24 protein-coding genes are annotated in these 19703 nt (G+C 68.5%); 9 read left to right on the plus strand and 15 right to left on the minus strand.

Features of this window, described 5'->3' with window-relative positions:
- Positions 1 to 10: 10 nt before the first annotated feature.
- The 7 genes from HPF_RS11875 to mltG all read right to left on the minus strand — a co-directional run bounded on the left by HPF_RS11875 (position 11) and on the right by mltG (position 5303).
- On the minus strand, positions 11 to 499 hold the full coding sequence (locus tag HPF_RS11875; RefSeq protein WP_066160241.1) for a tripartite tricarboxylate transporter TctB family protein: 489 nt from the start codon (positions 497 to 499) through the stop codon (positions 11 to 13).
- Positions 500 to 610: 111 nt separating this feature from the next.
- On the minus strand, positions 611 to 1291 hold the full coding sequence (locus HPF_RS11880; RefSeq protein WP_306292794.1) for an ankyrin repeat domain-containing protein: 681 nt from the start codon (positions 1289 to 1291) through the stop codon (positions 611 to 613).
- Entirely contained in the window at positions 1292 to 2092 is an 801-nt protein-coding gene (locus HPF_RS11885; RefSeq protein ID WP_066160244.1) for a TatD family hydrolase, read from the minus strand.
- 67 nt (positions 2093 to 2159) lie between these two features.
- Positions 2160 to 2528 (minus strand): PilZ domain-containing protein, encoded by a 369-nt coding sequence (locus HPF_RS11890; protein ID WP_066160247.1) that lies wholly within the window; start codon positions 2526 to 2528, stop codon positions 2160 to 2162.
- A gap of 43 nt (positions 2529 to 2571) precedes the next feature.
- Complete coding sequence (locus HPF_RS11895; RefSeq protein ID WP_133156721.1) at positions 2572 to 3603, minus strand: DNA polymerase III subunit delta'; 1032 nt, start codon at positions 3601 to 3603, stop codon at positions 2572 to 2574.
- A complete protein-coding gene (gene tmk, locus HPF_RS11900) occupies positions 3600 to 4289 on the minus strand; it encodes a dTMP kinase (RefSeq protein WP_133156722.1) in 690 nt (229 codons plus the stop codon). The genes HPF_RS11895 and tmk overlap by 4 nt, the downstream gene beginning before the upstream one ends.
- 6 nt (positions 4290 to 4295) lie before the next feature.
- Positions 4296 to 5303 carry an endolytic transglycosylase MltG gene (gene mltG, locus HPF_RS11905; protein ID WP_341785661.1) on the minus strand — a complete coding sequence of 336 codons (1008 nt, stop codon included), beginning with the start codon at positions 5301 to 5303 and terminating at the stop codon, positions 4296 to 4298.
- A gap of 70 nt (positions 5304 to 5373) precedes the next feature.
- Between mltG and ygfZ the strand changes: the two genes are divergently transcribed.
- Both ygfZ and HPF_RS11915 read left to right on the plus strand, forming a co-directional pair.
- The gene (gene ygfZ / locus HPF_RS11910; RefSeq protein WP_066160262.1) at positions 5374 to 6309 is read left to right on the plus strand and encodes a CAF17-like 4Fe-4S cluster assembly/insertion protein YgfZ; all 936 of its coding nucleotides are present in this window, start codon (positions 5374 to 5376) and stop codon (positions 6307 to 6309) included.
- Positions 6310 to 6434: 125 nt separating this feature from the next.
- Positions 6435 to 7262, plus strand: coding sequence for an NRDE family protein (locus tag HPF_RS11915; RefSeq protein ID WP_066160265.1), 828 nt, complete (start codon positions 6435 to 6437; stop codon positions 7260 to 7262).
- A 13-nt stretch (positions 7263 to 7275) separates the two neighbouring features.
- Here HPF_RS11915 and HPF_RS11920 read toward each other — a convergent pair whose 3' ends face one another.
- Together HPF_RS11920 and HPF_RS11925 are read right to left on the minus strand one after the other, a co-directional pair.
- Positions 7276 to 8145 (minus strand): YbgC/FadM family acyl-CoA thioesterase, encoded by an 870-nt coding sequence (locus tag HPF_RS11920; RefSeq protein WP_424955173.1) that lies wholly within the window; start codon positions 8143 to 8145, stop codon positions 7276 to 7278.
- Position 8146: 1 nt separating this feature from the next.
- Positions 8147 to 9133 carry an alpha/beta hydrolase gene (locus HPF_RS11925; protein WP_133156724.1) on the minus strand — a complete coding sequence of 329 codons (987 nt, stop codon included), beginning with the start codon at positions 9131 to 9133 and terminating at the stop codon, positions 8147 to 8149.
- Between the two features lie 113 nt (positions 9134 to 9246).
- Here HPF_RS11925 and HPF_RS11930 point away from each other — a divergent pair, with 113 nt between their 5' ends.
- On the plus strand, positions 9247 to 10404 hold the full coding sequence (locus HPF_RS11930) for an iron-containing alcohol dehydrogenase (protein WP_133156725.1): 1158 nt from the start codon (positions 9247 to 9249) through the stop codon (positions 10402 to 10404).
- A 15-nt stretch (positions 10405 to 10419) separates the two neighbouring features.
- Here the strand turns inward: HPF_RS11930 and HPF_RS11935 are convergent, their stop codons facing one another.
- The 4 genes from HPF_RS11935 to HPF_RS11950 all read right to left on the minus strand — a co-directional run bounded on the left by HPF_RS11935 (position 10420) and on the right by HPF_RS11950 (position 12932).
- Entirely contained in the window at positions 10420 to 10929 is a 510-nt protein-coding gene (locus tag HPF_RS11935; RefSeq protein WP_079365842.1) for a hypothetical protein, read from the minus strand.
- A gap of 83 nt (positions 10930 to 11012) precedes the next feature.
- A complete protein-coding gene (locus HPF_RS11940; RefSeq protein ID WP_133156726.1) occupies positions 11013 to 11591 on the minus strand; it encodes a DedA family protein in 579 nt (192 codons plus the stop codon).
- Positions 11588 to 11968 (minus strand): hypothetical protein, encoded by a 381-nt coding sequence (locus HPF_RS11945; RefSeq protein WP_079365840.1) that lies wholly within the window; start codon positions 11966 to 11968, stop codon positions 11588 to 11590. Before HPF_RS11945 ends, HPF_RS11940 begins: the two co-directional genes overlap by 4 nt.
- The gene (locus HPF_RS11950) at positions 11955 to 12932 is read right to left on the minus strand and encodes a YcjF family protein (protein ID WP_133156727.1); all 978 of its coding nucleotides are present in this window, start codon (positions 12930 to 12932) and stop codon (positions 11955 to 11957) included. The genes HPF_RS11945 and HPF_RS11950 overlap by 14 nt, the downstream gene beginning before the upstream one ends.
- Before the next feature lie 87 nt (positions 12933 to 13019).
- On the opposite strand from HPF_RS11950, the gene HPF_RS11955 reads away from it, so the two are divergent.
- The 6 genes from HPF_RS11955 (at position 13020) to HPF_RS11980 (ending at position 18176) form a co-directional block, all read left to right on the plus strand.
- On the plus strand, positions 13020 to 13568 hold the full coding sequence (locus HPF_RS11955) for a septation protein A (protein WP_079365838.1): 549 nt from the start codon (positions 13020 to 13022) through the stop codon (positions 13566 to 13568).
- Complete coding sequence (locus tag HPF_RS11960; protein WP_066160293.1) at positions 13565 to 13846, plus strand: BolA family protein; 282 nt, start codon at positions 13565 to 13567, stop codon at positions 13844 to 13846. Before HPF_RS11955 ends, HPF_RS11960 begins: the two co-directional genes overlap by 4 nt.
- Positions 13847 to 13854: 8 nt before the next feature.
- Complete coding sequence (locus HPF_RS11965) at positions 13855 to 14634, plus strand: peptidylprolyl isomerase (protein ID WP_133156728.1); 780 nt, start codon at positions 13855 to 13857, stop codon at positions 14632 to 14634.
- 158 nt (positions 14635 to 14792) lie between these two features.
- Positions 14793 to 16139 (plus strand): glutamine synthetase family protein, encoded by a 1347-nt coding sequence (locus HPF_RS11970; protein WP_133156729.1) that lies wholly within the window; start codon positions 14793 to 14795, stop codon positions 16137 to 16139.
- A gap of 13 nt (positions 16140 to 16152) precedes the next feature.
- Entirely contained in the window at positions 16153 to 17535 is a 1383-nt protein-coding gene (locus tag HPF_RS11975) for an aspartate aminotransferase family protein (RefSeq protein WP_133156730.1), read from the plus strand.
- Positions 17532 to 18176 (plus strand): GntR family transcriptional regulator, encoded by a 645-nt coding sequence (locus HPF_RS11980; protein WP_133156731.1) that lies wholly within the window; start codon positions 17532 to 17534, stop codon positions 18174 to 18176. Before HPF_RS11975 ends, HPF_RS11980 begins: the two co-directional genes overlap by 4 nt.
- Before the next feature lie 6 nt (positions 18177 to 18182).
- Here the strand turns inward: HPF_RS11980 and HPF_RS11985 are convergent, their stop codons facing one another.
- Together HPF_RS11985 and HPF_RS11990 are read right to left on the minus strand one after the other, a co-directional pair.
- A complete protein-coding gene (locus HPF_RS11985; RefSeq protein WP_279512588.1) occupies positions 18183 to 18932 on the minus strand; it encodes a heparan-alpha-glucosaminide N-acetyltransferase in 750 nt (249 codons plus the stop codon).
- On the minus strand, positions 18929 to 19684 hold the full coding sequence (locus tag HPF_RS11990) for an alpha/beta fold hydrolase (protein WP_133156732.1): 756 nt from the start codon (positions 19682 to 19684) through the stop codon (positions 18929 to 18931). The genes HPF_RS11985 and HPF_RS11990 overlap by 4 nt, the downstream gene beginning before the upstream one ends.
- Between the last annotated feature and the right edge of the window lie 19 nt (positions 19685 to 19703).

The raw sequence follows: 19703 nt of genomic DNA on the forward strand, positions 1-19703 counted from the left end.
CTCCTCGGGTTCAGTTGGCCAGGAACCAGGGCAGCACGGGGAACTGCAGGTTCAGCATCTTCACGAAGGCCAGGTAGCTACCGATGGCGAGGATGGTGGCGAGAATCACCGACTCCTTGAGCTTGGCGCCTTCGCGGGCATAGCCGGCCATGATGACCAGACCATAGATGGCCACGATCAGGCCGAATGCCGGAATGCCGAGCGAGGGCAGCCCCACCAGCAAAGCGCCGAACAGCAGGTTGGCACCCAGAATGAAGGCCAGAGGTCTCCAGGCGATGGCGCCGATCTTGTCGCCTCCCGGAGGGCCGGACTTGAACGAGTTGAAGGTGACCAGTGCACCCAGCAACACCAGGAGGAGGCCGAGCATGAAGGGGAAGTACCCCGGTCCCATGCGTGCGGCTTCTCCGATTTCGTAGTCCACCGCACCCCAGGCGAATGAACCGCCCACGGTCATGAACATGAGTCCCGAAACAAAGTCTTTTTGACTGGCTATCGCCACGGCTGTCTCCTCGGAATAAGAACATGGCGATTCTGGGGGGCATTCGTCCCGATCCCCATGTGGGTTACACCTACGGATGAGGCGGCAGTCGCTGATGCGACTGGCGGTATTTCACCGGCCCGGAGCGCGGCGCTGCCGCAGTCTCTGGGCGATCAGCTCGGCCAGGTCATCGCGCTCGGCGCGGCGGGCGAAGTCGACGGCGGTGAGTCCCTGGTCGTTGCGCAACGACGGGTCGGCCCCCTCCTCCAGCAGCAAGGGCACCAGATCGCGGTTGCCGTACATCGCAGCCAGCATGAGCGGAGTGGAACGGTTGGGCGACTCCGCGTCGATGTAGGCGTGGTGTTCCAGCAGCAACCGAACCATGTCGGCGCTGTCGGGCTCGGCCCGCGACGCCGCGTAGTGCAGCGGCGTCCATCCGGGCTTGTTGACTTCGGCACCGCGCCGGATCAGCTGGCGGGCGATGTCCAGATGCCCCTTGATGGCGGCAATCATCAGGGGGCTTTCTCCCTGGCGGTTGTGCAGCTCCACACGGACAGCACGCTGGGTCAGCAGGAAGCTCACCACCTTCAGCGAGCCTTCGCGCGCTCCGACATGAAGGCCTGAATCGCCTTTTTCGTTCTGGCTGTTGAGATCGAAGCCGCGCAACGCCAGCGCCACCACCGCCGACTCGTTGTCCAGCTCGGCTGCTTTGAAGAAGTCTTCGAATGAGCCTGCAAATCCTAAACTGAAAAACATGAAAAATACATTGAAAACAATGTACTTTTTAAATTTCCTCATGTTCAGCATCAGCATTCAGACCGCCCGGTCAAACAACTGCTCGAAGTTCCGGCTCGTCGTTTCGGCCACAGCCTCGACCTCCAGCCCCTTGATCTCGGCGATCTGGCGGGCCACATGCGGCACATACGACGGGTTGTTGGTCTTGCCGCGGTGCGGCACCGGTGCCAGGTAGGGGCTGTCGGTCTCGATGAGAATACGGTCGATCGGGACAAAGCGCGCGACCTCCCGCAGGTCGGCCGCGTTGCGGAAGGTCAGGATGCCGGAGAAGGAAATGTAGAAACCCAGATCCAGGGCGGCCCGCGCCACTTCCGCCGTCTCGGTGAAGCAGTGGAACACTCCCCGCGACACCGGACTGGATGCGCTGCCTGCGAAGCCGCCCTCCTCGCGCAGGATGGCCAGGGTGTCGTCCGACGCGCTGCGGGTGTGGATCACGAGCGGCAACCCGGTCTGCCGCGCGGCGCGGATGTGGACCCGGAACCGCTCGCGCTGCCATTCCATTTCGGCCACGCTGCGGCCGTTGAGCCGGTAGTAGTCCAGCCCCGTCTCGCCAATGCCCACCACCTTCTTGCGTGCCGCGCCCGCCAGCAGGTCGTCCAGTGTGGGCTCCTGCACGCCCTCGTTGTCGGGATGCACGCCGACCGTGGCCCACAGCTGGTGGTGGTCGCGGGCCAGGGCATGCACCGAGTCGAATTCTTCCAGCGTGGTGCAGATGCACAGCGCACGGTCCACCTGTGCCTCCTGCATCGCCTGCAGGATGGCTGGCAGTTGCTCGGTCAGTTCGGGAAAGCTGAGGTGGCAGTGGGAGTCGGTGAACATGGCGGTGGCCGCAGGCGGTGCCCGGGACAAGGCGGAAAACAGAAGGGGGGACCGGCGCCTGCGACGGTCACATCGTCTGTGTCGGCTTCTCGGAGGCCAGCGCCGAACCGAGGATTTCCTCGATCTTGATCTTCAGGTGACGGGATTTTTCGTCCGCCGGAAAACGGATGCCCACGCCCTGGGTGCGGCCACCTTGCGCCTTGGCCGGCGTTACCCAGGCCACCTTGCCGGCGACGGGGTAACGCTGCGGATCGTCGGGCAGGCTCAGGAGCACGTAGACGTCGTCACCGATCCGGTAGTCACGGGACGAGGGAATGAAAATGCCCCCGTCGGTGAACAGCGGGATGTACGCTGCGTAGAGAGCCGCTTTCTCCTTGATGGAGAGCTGGATCACGCTGGGGCGTGAAGAGGCAGGCTGGCTCGGGCTGGTGCTCATGGCGGACAAGTTTAGCGGCAAATGGCGTGGGTCAATCGGCTCGTCAGGCGCGCGCAGCACGGGGAGTGAGCACCTGTCGCGTGGCCGCCACCCAGGCTTCCTGCATCAGGCCTGCGTTGTAGGGGTGTTCGACCGTGCGTGCAGCTTCGGTCAGCGCTTTGGACCAGCGAGCCAGCACAGCCCACCGAGGCGCCGGCGGCAGGCAGTCGGCGGGAAAGAACCGCGGCGCCGCACCGGCCGCAACCGACATCAGGTCGTGGCAGAGCTTCTGCAGCATGGCCAACTGCTGCGGGGCGGACCAGTCCGACACCAGCGCCCAGTCGCCTCGCACCAGCGCCTGGGGCAACTGCGACCAGCGGGCGGCGGTCAGTCCGGACTGCGCCCAGGCCAGGGCATCTTCCGGCCGCCCGCCGGCGGCCTGCAGCCAGGCCCGGGCCTCGGCCTCACCGACCTCTTTCAACCCAGCCTTTTGGGCCCCCGCCTGGAGCCAGGCGATGGCCTCGCCGTCCGAGGGCCAGACCAAGGCGTGGGCCTGGCAGCGGCTGCGGATGGTAGGCAGCAGCTGATGGGCCGACTCGCTGGCCAGCACGAACCGGGTGTCGCCGGCCGGCTCTTCCAGGGTCTTGAGCAAGGCGTTGGCTGTGACCGTGTTCATGCGCTCGGCCGGGTACACCAGCACCGCCGTGCCACGGCCGCGCGCGCTGGTGCGCTGCGCGAAGGCCACCATGTCGCGCATGGCCTCGACGCGGATCTCCTTGCTGGGCTTGCGCTTCTTGTCGTCCACGTCTTTCTGTGCCGCCTCGGACAGCGGCCAGCCGCGCGCCAGCATCTCGGTTTCGGGCATCAGCACGATCAGATCGGGATGGGAGCGGCTGCTGATCAGGTGGCAGCTCTCGCAGATTCCGCAAGCGCCGTGGGCGGTGGGTTGTTCACACAGCCAGGCCTGGGCCAGCGACAGGCCAAGCGCGTACTGGCCCAAACCGCTGGGGCCCTGCAGCAGCCAGGCGTGGCCGCGCTGCGCCAGCAGGCGTTCGCGCTGTTTCAGCAGCCAGGGGGCGTCCAGTGCGGTGGTCATGCCGGTCCGCTGTTGGCCGCCACCATGATGGACAGCCAGCCGCGGCGCACGAAGGTCGCGGTCAGTTGCTGCCAGACCTGGTGGCGGGTCTGGTCGGCCTGGATGCGGGCGAAGCGCGCCGGCTGTGCTTCGGCCCGGGCCGCATACCCGGCGGCCACGCGCCGGAAGAACTCGAGCGGCTGGGCTTCGAAGCGGTCGGGCGTGCGGGCGTCGGCCAGGCGGGCGGCGGCGATTTCGGGTGGCAGGTCAAACCAGACCGTCAGGTCAGGCTGGCGCAGACTGTTCACGGCGGCGGGTGTGGTCTGCACCCAGCGCTCCAGGGTACCCAGCACCTCCAGGTCAAAGCCCCGCCCGCCGCCCTGGTAGGCGAAGGTGGCGTCGGTGAAGCGGTCGCACAGCACCACCTCGCCGCGCGCCAGGGCCGGTTCGATCACCGTGACCAGGTGGTCGCGCCGCGCCGCGAACACCAGCAGCGACTCGGTCAGCGGGTCCATCGGATCGCCCAGCACCATGACCCGCAGCTTTTCAGCCAGCGGCGTGCCGCCCGGCTCGCGCGAGAGCGTGACGGTGCGGCCCTGGTCCCGGAAGGCCTTGGCCAGCCCTTCGATGTGGGTCGACTTGCCTGCACCGTCGATGCCTTCGAAGCTGATGAACAGGCCGCGCGAGACGGTTGCTTCAGGACTCATGGTGGTTCACTTCTGCAGCTGGAACTTGCGCACGGCCGCGTTGTGTTCGTCAAGGTTGGTGCTGAACTGGCTGCTGCCGTCGCCACGTGCCACGAAATACAGGGCCCGGGTGTCGGCCGGTTTGACCGCCGCGAGCAGCGAGGCCCAGCCGGGCATGGAGATCGGCGTCGGCGGCAGGCCGGCACGGGTGTAGCTGTTGTAGGGGGTGTCGGTCTGCAGGTCGATCTTGCGCAGGTTGCCGTCGAAGCGTTCGCCCAGGCCATAGATCACGGTCGGGTCGGTCTGCAGGCGCATGCCGATGCGCAAGCGGTTGTTGAACACGCCACCGACCATGGCGCGGTCGGCTTCGGCACCGGTCTCTTTCTCGATGATGCTGGCCAGGATCAGTGCCTCGTCGGGCGAACGCAGCAGGGTCGCCGGGTCGCGCTGCTCCCAGGCTTGGGCCAGCCGCTGCTCCATGGCCTGGGCCGCCTGTTTCAGCACGCTGGACGCAGGGGCCTGGCGGACCATGCGGTAGGTATCCGGAAAGAAGCGGCCTTCGGGGTGGCGCCCCGGATAGCCGATCTTGGCCATGATGCCCGCGCCATCCAGCCCTTCCAGGTCCTGGGTCAGGTCGGGTGAAGCGCGCACTGCTGCCATCAGTTCGCGGAAGTTCCAGCCTTCGAGCAGCGTCAGGCTGCGCAGCGCCTGCTCACCCCGCACCAGTTGCCTCAGCAGGCTGCGCGGCGTGGCGCCGGGCTGGATTTCATAGATGCCGGCCTTGATGGCGCGCGACTGGCCCGACAGGCGGAACCAGGCTTGCAGCAGCAGCGGTGGTGCCTGAACGCCCGCGCCGGTCAGCGCGCTGGCCACGCCCCGTGCCGAGGCGCCGGGCGGGATCTCCACGGCCAGCGGTTGTTCGGCGGTGGTGGTGGCGGGCAGCACCAGCGGCTGACCGAGCCACCACCAGGCAGCGCCCGCGAGCAGCCCGGCCAGCAGAAGTGTCAACAGCAGGAGCCGGGAGAGCAGTCGTATCACAGCAGGAAATGGGGGCTTGGCGGACGCCGGGGCGGGTCGCAGGACGGCGCATGATAATCGACCGATCATGTCCCAAGCCCCCGAATTCCCCCCTGCCAACGCCCTGCGCGGCGTGGCCTTGCTGCCCCGGCTCGGCGTCATCCGCGCCCAGGGCGAAGAGGCCGCCAAGTTCCTGCACGGCCAGCTGACCAACGACTTCTCCCTGCTGGGGCTGTCCGAAGCCCGGCTGGCCGGGTTCTGCACCGCCAAGGGCCGGCTGCTGGCCAGTTTCATCGGCTTCAAGCGCACGCACGACGAGATCCTGCTCGTGTGTCATGCCGACCTGCTCCCGGCGACGCTCAAGCGCCTGTCCATGTTTGTGCTGCGCGCCAAGGTCAAGCTCACCGACGCCAGTGCCGAGTTCCAGTTGCGCGGTCTGGTCGGTGACGCGGTGCCCGCCGCCCTGCCCGCAGCGCCCTGGAGCAAGCTGGACGCCGACGGTGCGCAGCTGGTGCGCCTGTATCCCGCCGACAGCATCGCCCGTGCCCTCTGGGTTGCGCCGGCCGGGGTGGAACCGCCCGCCGGCCCGGCGCTCGACGGCGCTGCCTGGGACTGGCTGGACGTGGTGGCCGGTGTGCCGCTGCTGAGCCAGCCGGTGGTCGAGGCCTTCGTGCCGCAGATGGTGAACATGGAATCGGTCGGCGGCGTGAACTTCAAGAAGGGTTGCTACCCCGGCCAGGAGGTGGTGGCGCGCAGCCAGTTCCGTGGCACGCTCAAGCGCCGGGCCTACCCGGTGTTCGGGGATGCGCCCATGGCAGCTGGCCAGGAGGTGTTCCACGACGGCGACCCGTCCCAGCCCTGTGGCACCGTGGTCGCTGCGGCGGCCTCGCCCGCGGGCGGCTGGAGCGCCATGGTGTCGATGCAGACCAGTGCGGCTGAAGGCGGCGCGCTGCGCCTGGGCGCCGCCGATGGTCCGTTGCTCACGCTGCAGCCCCTGCCCTACCCGCTGCTGGCGGATGTTTGAAGGAACATGGGCCCCCACGCTCCTCCGCTGCGCGGGTCGCTGCCCCCCGAGGGGGCGCGAATCCGGCTTGGGGCGGCCCGGCGCCGGATTCCCCTCCCCCACGCTCCGCCGCTGTGCGGGACGCCATGTGCCTGATCGCCTTCGCCATCGGCACTGACCCGGCCCAGCCCCTGCTGCTGGCGGCCAACCGCGACGAATTCTTTGAGCGGCCCACCGAGCCGCTGCACCGCTGGGCCCTGCCCGACGGCACCGGTGTCATCGCGGGTCGCGATCTGCGCGACGGCGGCACCTGGCTGGGCATGAGCGAAGCCGGTCGGGTGGCCATGCTGACCAATGTGCGCAGTGCGAACCCCGGCCCGGGCCGCCGCAGCCGCGGTGAGCTGACCACGCGCTGGCTGCAGTCCGGCAACTCCTGGGATGCGCTGCTGTCCGGCGTGACCGCAGCCGACTACGGCGGCTTCAACCTCGTGGTCGGTGATCTGGCCAGCGGATTCTGGGCCTGGGTGAGCAACCGTGACCCGGCCCAACCCCATGAAGAACAGACCGACCACCTGCACCACCGGCGGCTGGCGCCGGGCGTCTACGGCCTGTCCAACGCGGCGCTCGACACCCCCTGGCCCAAAACCCTGCGGCTGAAGCGGGCACTGGACGAAGCCCTCGCGGCGAGGCCGGACACGCCGTCGCCGCTGGTGGCCGCGCTGGCCGACCGCGACATCCGGCCGCCGGCCGAACTGCCCAACACCGGCGTGCCCGTCGAGCTGGAGCGCGCGCTGTCCAGCCCCTTCGTCGACATGGCCGACCGTGGCTACGGCACCCGCAGCAGCCTGCTGCTGAGCGTGGCGCGCCATGACCAGGGTTTCAGCGCCGACTTCACCGAGTGGACCCACACGCCGCCGCCGGCCGGCCCGCACCGCTGGACCGACACCCAGCCGCGCCGGCTGCGCCTGGCCTGAGCGGCCGCGCCTCTCACAGCGGCAGGAACATCTCCTGGTGCGGGATGCCCGCTTCCTCGAACGCTGGCCCGCGCCGCTGCCAGCCCAGCCGGTCGTAGAAGCCGATGGCGCTGCTTTGCGCATGCAGCAGCACCTCGCGGTCGCCGCGCGCACGGGCCGCCTCGGTCAAGGCCTGCAGCACCTGCCGACCCAGCGAGCCGCCGCGCAGCACGCGTTTGACCGCCAGCCGCCCCACCTGCGAGACGCCCGGCGTGCCGGTGGGAACCAGGCGCCCGGTGGCGACCGCCTGGCCCAGGCGGTTGTGGACCACGGCGTGCACCGCAGTCGCGTCGGCCGCGTCCTGCTCCAGGTTCTTGGGGATTTGCTGCTCATCAATGAACACCTCGGTGCGGACCGCCCGCGCGTCGGCGCCGAGCGTGGCCCAGTCGCCGACGCGGACCGTTGTCACCGCCTCACCCGCCTCGTAGCCCATCAGGGTGTCGCGCAGCGCCTGCGGCACCGGGCGCGAGGTCTGGGTGGCCGGGTCGGCGAACACATAGACCAGTTCGCCCGAGATCAGGTGCTGGTCGCCGCGGAAGATCGCGCCGGTGAAGGTGAGCGACGAGGTGCCGATGCGGCTGCATTTCATGGCCACGTCGATCTGGTCGTCCATGCGCGCCGAGGCGTGGAACTCCACCGTGGCCTTGACGACGTAGAGGTCCCCACCGAGCCGGTGCATGGACTCTTCGTAGGGCAGCGCCACCGCCCGCCAGTAGTCGGTGATGGCGGTGTCGAAGTACATCAGGTAGTGGGCATTGAAAACGATTTTCTGCATGTCCACCTCGGCCCAGCGCACGCGCAGGCGGTGGAAGAAGCGGAAGTCGGCGCGGGACATTGCGGGCATGTCATTGGTCTCCGAAAGCGTGGCGCAGTGCGCGTGCGGCGTCGTTGTGGGCGGTCAGGGCGGTGGGAATGGCGCGGCCGAACTGGATGAAGCCGTGCACCACGCCGGCGTAGATCTCCAGGTCCACCGGCACACCCGCCATGCGCAGCCGGTCGGCGTACATCACGCCCTCGTCGGTCAGGCTGTCGCACTCGGCCAGGCCGATCCAGGCGGGCGCCACGCCGTCGAGATCGCGCACCTGGCCGGTCTCGTCCACCCCGTCCAGCGGTGCGAAACGCCAGTCGTCGCGGTCCTGCGGGCCGCGCAGGTAGTGGCCGAAGAAATAGCTGATGTGCGGCTCTTCGAGGATGAAGCCGTGGGCGAAGGTCTTGTGGCTGGGCGTGTTCTGGTGGCCGGCGGTGCCGGGGTAGAACAGCAGCTGCAGCGCCAGCGGCCAGCCTGCGTCTCGCGCGGCGATGGCGGTGACCGCGGCCAGGGTGCCGCCAGCGCTGTCCCCGCCGACGGCGATGCGCGTGCCGTCCAGCCCCAAGGACGTGGCCTTGTCGCGCAGCCAGGCCAGCGCGTCCCAGGCGTCGTGCACCGCGGTGGGGAACTTCCATTCGGGCGCCAGCCGGTAGTCCAGCGACACCACGGCGCAGTGCGCCAGGTGCGCGAGGTGACGGCACAGCGGCTCGTGGGTGGCGATGTTGCCGACGGTGAAACCGCCACCGTGCAGGTACAGCAGCACCGGCAGGGGCTGTTCGCTGGCGGGCGCGTACAGGCGCGCCGGCAGCTCAAAGCCATCGCGCGCGGGGATCACGAGGTCCTCGACCCGCGCCAGCTTGTGCGACGGGATGTCCACCACACCCGCGCCGGCGGCGTAGGCGGCCTTGGCCTGGTCCGGGCTCAGGGCGTGCAGCGGCGGGTGCCCGGCGCGGGCGATGCGGTCGATCAGTCCGCGCATGGCGGGCGTGAGCAGCGACCGGGGATTGGGATGGTGATGCGACATGGGCCGGCATTGTGGCTGTCTTTTGCGTGACCCGCTGCCCACTGCGCGACCTTGGTGGGCCTGTCCTGCACCCGTATAGTTTTCGCCATTCCACACAACGAGCGAGACAGGCCATGGCGCAAATTCTGTATGTGACGAACATCCTGATCGAAGACGGGGCACTGGCGCAGCTGGCCGCCGAATGCACCCGGGCGGGCATCACCCGGCCGCTGATCGTGACGGACGCGGGCGTCAAGGCCGCAGGCCTGCTGGACCGGGCGCTGGCCGCCCTGCCCGGCTGGCCGGTGGCGGTGTTCGACCAGACGCCGGGCAACCCGAACGAGGCGGCGGTGCGCGCAGCGGTCCTGGCCTGCAAGGCCGGCGCCTGCGACGGCCTGATCGCCCTGGGCGGTGGCAGCTCGATCGACTGCGCCAAGGGCGTGGCCATCGCCGCCACCCACGAAGGCCCGCTCAAGACCTACGCCACCATCGAAGGCGGCTCGCCCAAGATCACCCCGGCCGTGCTGCCGCTGATCGCCGTGCCGACCACGGCCGGCACCGGCAGCGAGGTGGCGCGCGGCGCCATCGTCATCGTCGACGACGGCCGCAAGCTGGGTTTTCACAGCTGGCACCTGGTGCCCAAGACCGCTATCCTCGACCCGTCGCTCACGCTCGGCCTGCCACCGCTGCTGACCGCCGCCACCGGCATGGACGCGATCGCGCACTGCATGGAAACTTTCATGGCGCCGGCCTTCAACCCGCCGGCCGACGGCATCGCGCTCGATGGCCTGCAGCGTGGCTGGTCACACATCGAACGCGCGACCAACGATGGGCAAGACCGGGAGGCGCGGCTGAACATGATGAGCGCGTCCATGCAGGGAGCGATGGCGTTCCAGAAGGGGCTGGGCTGCGTGCACAGCCTGAGCCACAGCCTGGGCGGCGTGAACCCGCGGCTGCATCACGGCACGCTCAACGCCCTCTTCCTGCCCGCCGTGATCGCCTTCAACGCGGGCGCCGAGAGTGTGCAGAAGGAGCGGCGCCTGCAGCGCATGGCCCATGCCATGGGCCTGCAGGACGACGGCGATGCAGCGGCGTCGGCGCAGCGGCTGGGCGAGGCGATCCGGTCGATGAATGCCCGGCTGGGGTTGCCCGCGGGGCTGGCGGCGCTGGGCGTGACCGAGGACCTGTTCGACCGGGTGATCCAGGGCGCGCTGGCGGACCACTGCCACAAGACCAATCCGCGGCTGGCCAGCGCGGAAGACTACCGGGTCATGCTGCGGGCCTCGATGTGAGGCCCGCCTGCCGCGTCAGTTGCGGCGCTTGAGGGTGTAGCGGCTTTCGTAGAAGCTGTTGGGGTAGCCCTCGGCGTCCTTGTTGGCGTCCACGTCGCCCAACTGGAGCGTGCTGCCGTCGGTGTACATGACCAGCTTGCCGTTGCCCTGGTCGGCGGCGCCATTGAACTTGTCGGCGGTCACACCGGAGATGGCCTTGGTGCCGGCGTGGTTCATCGACAGGTTGGTCAGCACCTTCTCGTCCTTGACGCTGGGACCGGAGCAAGAGCTGCCGATGTAGCCGTAGGCGACCACATTGCCGGTGAAGCTGGTGGCCGAGGCCTTGGTGAAGTCGGCGCGGACCTTGGCGGACGCGCCGCTGTCGGCGTAGCAGTCCGACTCCCAGGTGCCGATGTACTTGGCCACCACGTCGCCGGAGCTGTCTCCCTCCACCGATGGATCGTCGTCACCACCGCCACAGGCGGCAAGCAGTGCGGAGGTGGCCAGGGTCGCAGCGATCAGCGGGAAACGCAGGGGCTTGGTCATCGGAGGAATCCTTCTATTGGGTGATGGGGCGCCAGAAGCATCTTCGGGCGACGAGATTCTGCCCGATCAAGCGGCGTGGAACATCAGCGCCAGCGCCAGAGCCCCCACAAACCCGCGGCGGCCAGCAGCCCACCCAGCAGAAGGCCCACCGAGTCCTCGGCCCAGGCGCTCACCCATTCCCAGCGATCGGCGAACACGTAACCAAGTCCTCCGAACAGCGCCACCCAGATGACCTCCCCCACCATCACCGGCAGCAAGAACCTGTGCCAGGGAAAACGGGTGCTGCCGGCCAGCAGGTTGACCGGCAGCGCCAGCGGGGTCAGCAGGAAGCGGGTCAGCAGCACCGCCCAGGCGCCCTGGCGGGTAAACGTGTCGGCCGCCCGCAGCCAGACCGGACCGGTGCGCCACGACAGCGGCAGGCGCTGGCCCATCAGCCGGCCTGCGAGATAGCAGCCCATGTCCCCCGCCACCGCGGCGGCCACACCGGTCGCGGCCGACGTCACGGGTTCGAGCACACCCTGACGGGCAAAGGCGCCGGCGGCCAGCAGCAGCATGGTGGCCGGCAGCGGCACGCCCAACGCAGCCAGGAACAGCACGGAGGCCAGCAGCCACTGGCCCTGGTTGATCAAGGCCGTCAGCAGCGCACCGCTGAGGTCGCTCACCGATCAGGCTCCTGCAGCGCCGACCGGCGCGCCAGAATCAGCGCCTCGACCTTCTTGCGCCCCTCCAGGGGATCGATGCCTTGCGCGCCGAACCAGTCGTGCAGGCTGAGGTCGTCGCCGCCGGACGCCGGCAGGCCCAGCGCTTCGCGCACCTGGGCCTCCGGCACGCCATGCACCCGCTCTATATAAGAAAGAGTCATCCAGCCGCGCAGCGTCTCGACCTGGATCTCGCCTGCGGCCAGGCGCGTCTGGTAGTCGTGCTGGCGCCAGGCGCGCCAGGCGAACACGCTCATCAGCAGCACGCCCACCACCAGCGCCGCCACGGCGAGCCGGCGCGGCCAGCGCACCAGGCGTGGTGAGCCGTCAGGCTTGGCCACGCACCATCCCCAGCACCTTGCCCATGTCCAGCGTGCGCGAGAGGTCCTTCATCTGGGGCAGGTACTGGTTCTGCATCTGCTGGGCCGGGGCCAGCAGATGCTGGAAGGTCTGCTGCAGCAGGGCTGTGCTCATGACGCGACCGCCCGCGTAGTAGCGCCGGGCCACCTGGCCGAGCGCATAGGTGGTGGCAAACGACATCACCATGCCGGTGGCCACGCTGCCGATCCCGCCGATGGTGCGACCGGCCACCTTGCCCAGCAGGCCCCCGAGCAGCTTGCGACCAAACTGCTCCACGTACTGGGAGGTCAGGCCCACGCCGACGGTGGTGATGAATTCCTTGATATGGCCCTGGTCGAGTTCGATGCCGTAGGAGCGGCCGATGTTGTAGACCATGCGCACCTGCAGCGGGATGATGGCCATCGAGGCCCAGGACTGCGGCAGCAGTTCCAGTGCACCGTTCAGCAAGGCCGCGTTCAGGATGGTCTTGTCCAGGGCCGCTTCTCGGGCGGGGTCGCTGGCGGGTGCGCCTTGCGGCGCCTGGGCGGGCGCCGGTACCGGCGCGCTCACTGGAGCTGCGGCAGCCGCGGCCGTGAGCACCGCGTCGGCCTCCTGTTCGAAGGCCTGGGCGCGGCCCGCGTCCAGGGCCAGGCGCGACTTGAGGTCCGAGAGAAAGGCCGTTTCGGCTGCGTTCTGCCGCCCGTCGGCGTCGCAGACGCAGACCGCCATCTCGTAGGCCAGCTGGCGCTGGGCCGGATCGCCCAGGGCGGCCACGGCATCGGCCAGCGTCACCCGCTTGAGCAGCACATCCTGATACAAACCCGCCAGCGCCGCGCCTCCGGCCTCGCGGCCCAGCGACTCCGCCAGGCGCCGCACGGCCTCGCGCTCGCTGTCGGCCTTGTCGCCGTCGGCAAAGGCAGCGAGCAGGGCGATGGTGAGGATGGCTTGCTGTTCTTTCAGATCCATGGAACGTATTCCTTTGTAGATGACTCGGAGCACTGTAGAGCAACCCCTGCCGCCCGGGTTCCCGGTGCCAGCCCCGATAATCCCCGCATGCGTTTCCTGATCGACTTTTTCCCCATTGCGCTGTTTGTGGCCGCCTACAAGTTTGGCGACATCTACACCGCGACCGGCGTGCTCATGGCCGCCACCGTGGTGCAGACCGGCATCATCTACGCCGTCGACAAGCGGCTGCAGACGCTGCAGAAAGTGACGCTGCTGCTGGTGCTGGTGTTCGGAGCCCTCACGCTGCTGCTGCACGACGAGCGCTTCATCAAGTGGAAGCCCACCGTGCTCTACGCGAGCATGGCCATTGTGCTGGCCGCGGCGCTGTGGGTCTGGAAGAAGAACTTCCTGCAGATCCTGCTGGGCAGCCAGCTCAGCCTGCCGGCGCCGGTGTGGTCGCGCCTGACCGTGATCTGGATCGGCTATTTCCTGTTCATGGCCGCCATCAACGCCTACGTCGCGGCCTACTACTCCACCGAGGACTGGGTGAACTTCAAGCTCTGGGGCTACGTGTTCCCGGTTGTGTTCATCGTCGGCCAGGGTCTGTACATCGCCCGCTACCTCAAGAGCGACACCGAAGCGGGGACCGGCTCATGATCCCGGACCAGCTGTTCGTGCCCACCGCGGCCGCGCTGCAGGCCGCCCTGGACGCTGCCCTCAGCCCGACCCGGCTGGAAGTCATCGACGAAAGCGCGGCCCACGCCGGGCACGCCGGCGCCAACGGCCTGGGCTATGGAACCCATTTCCGGGTGCGCATCGCCGCCCCCGCCTTCACCGGCAAGAGCCGCGTGGCGCAACATCGCCTTGTGTATGATGCGCTGCGCAATTTCACCGACGCCGGCCTGCACGCGCTGGCCATCGAAATCCTCACCTGATCCACACCATGAAATTCTCCCTGTCGGCCCTGACCGCCGCGGCCCTGATCGCTGCCGCTCCTCTGGCCATGGCCCAGAACGTCGCCATCGTCAACGGTAAGGCCGTGCCCAGCAGCCGAGTCACCGCGCTGGAGCAGCAGATTGCAGCCTCAGGTCGTCCGATCGACGAGGCCACCCGCGCCCAGATCAAGGAAGAAGTCATCCTGCGCGAAGTCTTCATGCAGGAAGCCCAGAAGCGCGGTATTGCCGCCACGCCGGAATACAAGGAGCAGATGGAACTGGCCCGCCAGACCATCATGATCCGCGCCCTGTTCGCCGACTACCAGAAGAAGAACCCGGTGTCCGACGCCGACCTGCAGGCCGAGTACGACAAGTTCGCCGCGGCCAACGGCGGCAAGGAATACCGCGCGCGCCACATCCTCGTCGAGAAGGAAGACGAGGCCAAGGCCATCATCGCGGCCATCAAGGGTGGCGCCAAGTTCGAAGACCAGGCCAAGGCCAAGTCCAAGGACCCGGGCTCCGGTGCCAACGGTGGTGACCTGGACTGGGCCAATGCCGCCAGCTACGTGACCGAGTTCTCCGAGGCCATGATCAAGCTCGAAAAGGGTCAGATGACCCAGGAGCCGGTCAAGAGCCAGTTCGGTTACCACATCATCCGTGTCGACGACGTGCGCCAGGCCAAGCTGCCGACCTTTGAAGAACTCAAGCCGCAGATCGCGCAGCAGATGCAGCAGCAGAAGCTGGGCGACTTCCAGCGCTCGCTGCGCGAGAAGGCCAAGATCCAGTAAGGATCGGCGTTCTCCTAAAAAAGCGCGGCGTGGTCCGCGCTTTTTTTGTGGCCACGAGGAAGTGGATCTGGCCACGCCGATCGGATTGGATTTGATCAAATATTTGAGCCAGGTGGTTTGGATGCCACAATTCGGCATCCATTTGATCAAATCCAACCATGAACGCGCCTCCCACCGACATCCACAGCTTCCTGAGCGAGCACCGCATCCACGAGGTCGAGTGCGTGATTCCCGACATGACCGGGATCGCCCGCGGCAAGATCCTCCCCAAGGATCTGTTCCTCAGCTCCGGGCACATGCGCCTGCCCAAGAGCGTGCTGCTCAATACCGTCAACGGCCAGCAGCCCGACAACGCCGAGTTCGTCGGCGACACCGACCCCGACATGGTCTGCGTGCCCGATCTGTCGACCGCGCGCATGGTGCCCTGGGCAGCCGAACAGGTCGCGGTCATCATCCACGACTGTGAGGAGTTCGACGGCTCGCCGGTGGCCCTCTCGCCCCGCAGCGTGCTGCGCCGCGTGCTGGCGCTGTACGACGCACAGGGCTGGCAGCCGGTGGTGGCGCCCGAGATGGAGTTCTACCTGGTGGCCCGCCAGCAGAATCCGCACGAACCGCTGCAGCCGCCGCTGGGCCGCACCGGCAAGCCCGAGGCCGGCCGGCAGTCGTATTCCATCGACGCGGTCAACGACTTCGACCCCTTCTTCCTGGAGCTATCGCGCTTCTGCGAGGTGCACCGCCTGGGCGTCGAGACCCTGATCCACGAGGCAGGCGCCGGCCAGATGGAGATCAACTTCACCCACGGAGACGCCATGGACCTGGCCGACCGGGTGTTCCTGTTCAAGCGCACGGTGCGGGAGACGGCGTTGCGCCACGGCATCTTCGCCACCTTCATGGCCAAGCCGATGGAGGCCGAGCCGGGCAGCGCGATGCACATCCACCAGAGCATCCTGGACCGCGCCACCGGCCGCAACATCTTCAGCGATGAAGACGGCGCGGTGACGCCGCATTTCCGGCACTTCATCGCCGGTCTGCAGCGCTACGTGCCGCAGGTGATGCCCATGCTCGCGCCCTACGTCAACTCCTACCGGCGCCTCTCGCGCTACATGTCGGCGCCGATCAATGTTCAGTGGGGCTACGACAACCGCACCTGCGGCATCCGCGTGCCCGAGTCCGACGCTGCCAACCGCCGGGTGGAGAACCGCGTGCCGGGCGTCGACGTGAATCCCTATCTGGCCATGGCCGCTACCCTGGGTGCGGGCTACCTGGGCCTGATGGAAAAGCGCCAGCCCAGCGAACCGATGAAATCCAGCGCCTGGGACAGCGACCAGGACCTGCCCAGCCACATGGAAGACTCGATCCGCCGCATGCGCGAGTGCGACACCTTGCGCGATGTCTTCGGCGGGGCCTTCATCGACGCCTTCCTCGCGGTTAAGGAGCTGGAATACGCGACCTACAACCGCGTGATCAGCTCCTGGGAGCGCGAGCACCTGCTGCTGCTGGTCTGAGGAGGCACGAGACATGACGCAAGCACAACGACCCACCCGCGCCGGCCTGGACTGGCCGCGCGCGCAGGCCTTCCTCACGCAGGAACGCGCCCGGTTCACCAATGCCCACCCGCGCTCGGCGGCCCTCGCCGCCCGCGCCCGCGACCACCTGCTGTTCGGGGTGCCGCTGCACTGGATGAACGACTGGGGCACGCCGTTCGCGCTGCACGTCGACCACGCCAGCGGCGCCCAGGTCACCGATGTGGACGGTCACACCCTGGTCGACTTCTGCCTGGGCGACACGGGTGCCATGTTCGGCCATTCGCCCGCCCCGGTGGCCGATGCCGTCACCCGCCAGGCCACCCGCGGCTACACCACCATGCTCGCCACCGAGGACGCGGCCGTGGTCGGCGAGCAGCTGGCGCAGCGCTTCGGCCTGCCGGTGTGGCAGTTCGCCATGAGCGCCACCGATGCCAACCGCTACATCGTGCGCTGGCTCCGCGCCGCCACGGGGCGCAAGAAGATCCTAGTCTTCAACGGCTGCTACCACGGCACCATCGAGGACGTGTTCGTCGATCTGGTGGATGGTCGGCCGGTGCAGCGCGACAGCCTGCTGGGCCAGGTGCACAACCTGCTGGACACCACGGTGGTGGTCGAGTTCAACGATCTGGCCGCGCTCGACGCCGCACTGGCCGCGGGCGACGTGGCCTGCGTGCTGGCCGAGCCGGTGATGACCAACATCGGTATGGTGCTGCCCGAGCCCGGCTTCTGGGCCGAAGCCCAGAAGATCATCCGCCGCCACGGCACGCTGCTGGTAATGGACGAGACCCACACCATCAGCACCGGCCCTGGCGGCTACGCCCACGCCCACGGCATCGCAGCCGATGCCCTGGTGCTGGGCAAACCGGTGGGCGGCGGCGTACCCTGCGCGGTCTACGGCATGAGCGCCGAACTGGCGGCCCGCGCCGAACGGGCCAAGCGCGAGGCCCCACCGGGCCACAGCGGCATCGGCACCACGCTGACCGGCAACATGCTGGCCATGGCCGCGATGCGCGCGGCTCTCACCGAGGTCATGACCCCGGCCGCCTACGGGCACATGCTGGCACTGGCGCAGCGGCTGGCTGCCGGGCTGCGGGAGGTGATCGCGCGGCATGGCCTGCCCTGGTGTGTGACGCAGGTCGGCGCGCGCATCGAGTTCCAGTTCTGCCCGACCCCACCCGGAAACGGCAGCGAGGCCGACCGCATCCTCGACGGCGAGCTGGAGCACCTGATCCACCTTGGCCTGCTCAACCGCGGCGTCATGATCACGCCCTTCCACAACATGATGCTGGTCTGCCCGCAGACCACCGACGAGCACGTCGCGCAGCTGATCGGCGCGCTCGACGAGGTGCTGACCCAGATCACGCAGAAGGCATGAAGACCCCCGCCCCGACCCAGCAGGACGAGACCTATGCGCGGTTGCGCCAGTGGGTCACCGTGGGCCAGTTCCTGCCGGGGGAGCGGCTGAAAATCCACGCCATCGCCGAGAAGCTGGGCGTGGGCGTGATGCCGGTGCGCGCCGCGCTGCAGCGGCTGGCGGCCGAGGGTGCGCTGGTCAACGTGCCGCACGCCGGCATGCAGGTGCCGAAACTCTCGCTGGCCGAATTCGACGACGTGCTGCAGACCCGTCTGCTGCTCGAAGGCGAGGCCGCCGAGCGCGGCGCCCACCGGCTGGACACGGCCGGTGTGGCCGAGCTGCTGGCGCTGGAGCAGCAGATGCGCGAGGCGCTCAAGGCCGGCGATGCCAAGGGCTATCTTGACGCCAACGAGCTGTTCCACCTGCGCCTGTACCAGGCCGCCGCCTCCCCCACCCTGCTCTCGCTGATCGAGACCGTCTGGCTCAAGGTCGGTCCGCTGTCGAACAAGCTGTTCGAGGTGGAGGCCTCGCAGCGCGTGATCAACGACGCCCACGGCGATGCGGTCATGGCGCTGCGCCTGCGCGACAGCGCCGGCGTGCGGCGCGCGATCGAGAAGGATCTGTTCGTGGCCGCGCAGTTTTTGCGGCCGTTCTGCGCCTGAACCGGCTCAGCCGCGCCACCAGGCGAAGGCCGCCAGCAGGCCGATCATCACCGGCTGGTGCAGCAGGTAGTACGACAGGCTCCAGCGCCCCAGCACCACCAGAGAGCGCCGCAGCCCGGTGGCCGGCGCGTCGCCCGCGCCCAGCCATTGCGGTCGGTGTGCCAGCGCCCAGCGGCCGGCCGCAGCGCCCCACCACATCACGCCCAGCCAGGGCAGCACCGGCGCGTAGTCCTCGGTCACAGGCAGCTCGCTGATGAAGCCCAGCGCGTTCCAGCCGGGCTGATTCAGAAAAGCCAGCGACGGAAGCGCATCGATCACCAGTGGCGCGATCCACTTCATCGAGATCGCCAGCGCCCCCAGCGGCCAGAGCCAGCCGCCCCAGCCCGCGGTCAGCCGCACCAGGACCAGCATGGCCGCGATGCCGTGCAGGATGCCGAAGTAGATGAAGGTGTCCGGGAACATCAGCCAGGAGCCGGCCGACACCAGCAGCGCCCCGCCGGCCACCTGCGCCCAGCGCTTCCAGAAGCGCGGCCAGCCCTGTCCCTGCTGCAGCGCCACCGCCTGCGACAGCCCGGCGGTGAACAGGAACAGGCTCACGATGAACGTGCGCTGCCAGGTCCAGAACGGGTCGTCGTAGAAGTCCTGCTCGATGAAGCCGAAGTGGGTCAGGTCGAAGCAGAAATGGAAGGCTGTCATCCACAGCATCGCCACCGCACGCAGCAGGTCGATGCGGTCCAGGCGGGGTGTGGCGGTCACCGGCAACTGGAATGCACCTTCAGCAGCAGTTGCGCCAGCTCGCGTGGCGCGCTGACCATGGGGTCGTGCCCGGTCGCCAGTTCGTACACGGTCCAGCCCGGCTCGCTGCGCACCCGCTTGCGGGCGGCGTCGATGGTGGCCAGCGGCGGGTTGGTGCAGTCGATGAAGCTGTGCGGTATGGACCAGACCAGGGCCGGATCGAACAGCAGGGTCTCGTGGTAGAGGCGGTAGGGCTGCGGCGTCTGGCGGCGGTTGACCCAGTCGCGGTCGGCGCCATCCAGCCCGAACACACTGGCGTCCGGCGGCGGAAAGCTCAGCCCGCCGCTGCTGCGCTGCGCCTCGGCGGCCCGCTTGGCCACGGTCTCCGCCGAGTGGGGCGTGCTCCAGCTGTTGCCGGGGTCTGGAACGCCCGCATCCAGATAGACCAGGTGCTGCAGCAGGCCGGGGTGCGCGCGCTGCAGGCGGTCGGCCACGCAGGTGATCAGGTTGCCCGCGTAGCTGTGGCCGACCAGCACCACCCGCTCCAGTTCCTCGGCTTCGATCAGCCCGATCACGTCCTGGATGTGGGTGTTGATGCCGACCGTCGGGCTCAGCAGGTGGGCCCGTTCGCCCACGCCGGTGAGGGTGACGGCGTGGGTGTCCACACCGGCGCCGCGCAGCAGCGGCAGCACCCGCTTCCAGCACCAGGCGCCGTGCCAGGAGCCGTGGACGAGGACGATGGCAGTGCCGGAAGGGTCGTGGGATGCAGGCATGGGCGATCTCCGAGACAAT

The sequence above is a fragment of the Hydrogenophaga pseudoflava genome (genome assembly GCF_004353865.1).
Taxonomy (GTDB): Bacteria; Pseudomonadota; Gammaproteobacteria; order Burkholderiales; family Burkholderiaceae_C; genus Hydrogenophaga; species Hydrogenophaga pseudoflava.

Coding starts and splice junctions, on each gene's coding strand:
- HPF_RS11965 (WP_133156728.1), top strand. CDS start 13,855: ATGAAATTCTCCCTGTCGGCCCTGACCGCCGCGGCCCTGATCGCTGCC.
- HPF_RS11980 (WP_133156731.1), top strand. CDS start 17,532: ATGAAGACCCCCGCCCCGACCCAGCAGGACGAGACCTATGCGCGGTTG.
- HPF_RS11920 (WP_424955173.1), bottom strand. CDS start 8,145: ATGCCCGCAATGTCCCGCGCCGACTTCCGCTTCTTCCACCGCCTGCGC.
- HPF_RS11990 (WP_133156732.1), bottom strand. CDS start 19,684: ATGCCTGCATCCCACGACCCTTCCGGCACTGCCATCGTCCTCGTCCAC.
- HPF_RS11925 (WP_133156724.1), bottom strand. CDS start 9,133: ATGTCGCATCACCATCCCAATCCCCGGTCGCTGCTCACGCCCGCCATG.
- HPF_RS11890 (WP_066160247.1), bottom strand. CDS start 2,528: ATGAGCACCAGCCCGAGCCAGCCTGCCTCTTCACGCCCCAGCGTGATC.
- HPF_RS11915 (WP_066160265.1), top strand. CDS start 6,435: ATGTGCCTGATCGCCTTCGCCATCGGCACTGACCCGGCCCAGCCCCTG.
- HPF_RS11895 (WP_133156721.1), bottom strand. CDS start 3,603: ATGACCACCGCACTGGACGCCCCCTGGCTGCTGAAACAGCGCGAACGC.
- HPF_RS11950 (WP_133156727.1), bottom strand. CDS start 12,932: ATGGATCTGAAAGAACAGCAAGCCATCCTCACCATCGCCCTGCTCGCT.
- HPF_RS11935 (WP_079365842.1), bottom strand. CDS start 10,929: ATGACCAAGCCCCTGCGTTTCCCGCTGATCGCTGCGACCCTGGCCACC.
- HPF_RS11955 (WP_079365838.1), top strand. CDS start 13,020: ATGCGTTTCCTGATCGACTTTTTCCCCATTGCGCTGTTTGTGGCCGCC.
- HPF_RS11930 (WP_133156725.1), top strand. CDS start 9,247: ATGGCGCAAATTCTGTATGTGACGAACATCCTGATCGAAGACGGGGCA.
- HPF_RS11975 (WP_133156730.1), top strand. CDS start 16,153: ATGACGCAAGCACAACGACCCACCCGCGCCGGCCTGGACTGGCCGCGC.
- HPF_RS11880 (WP_306292794.1), bottom strand. CDS start 1,291: ATGCTGATGCTGAACATGAGGAAATTTAAAAAGTACATTGTTTTCAAT.
- HPF_RS11970 (WP_133156729.1), top strand. CDS start 14,793: ATGAACGCGCCTCCCACCGACATCCACAGCTTCCTGAGCGAGCACCGC.
- HPF_RS11960 (WP_066160293.1), top strand. CDS start 13,565: ATGATCCCGGACCAGCTGTTCGTGCCCACCGCGGCCGCGCTGCAGGCC.
- ygfZ (WP_066160262.1), top strand. CDS start 5,374: ATGTCCCAAGCCCCCGAATTCCCCCCTGCCAACGCCCTGCGCGGCGTG.
- HPF_RS11885 (WP_066160244.1), bottom strand. CDS start 2,092: ATGTTCACCGACTCCCACTGCCACCTCAGCTTTCCCGAACTGACCGAG.
- tmk (WP_133156722.1), bottom strand. CDS start 4,289: ATGAGTCCTGAAGCAACCGTCTCGCGCGGCCTGTTCATCAGCTTCGAA.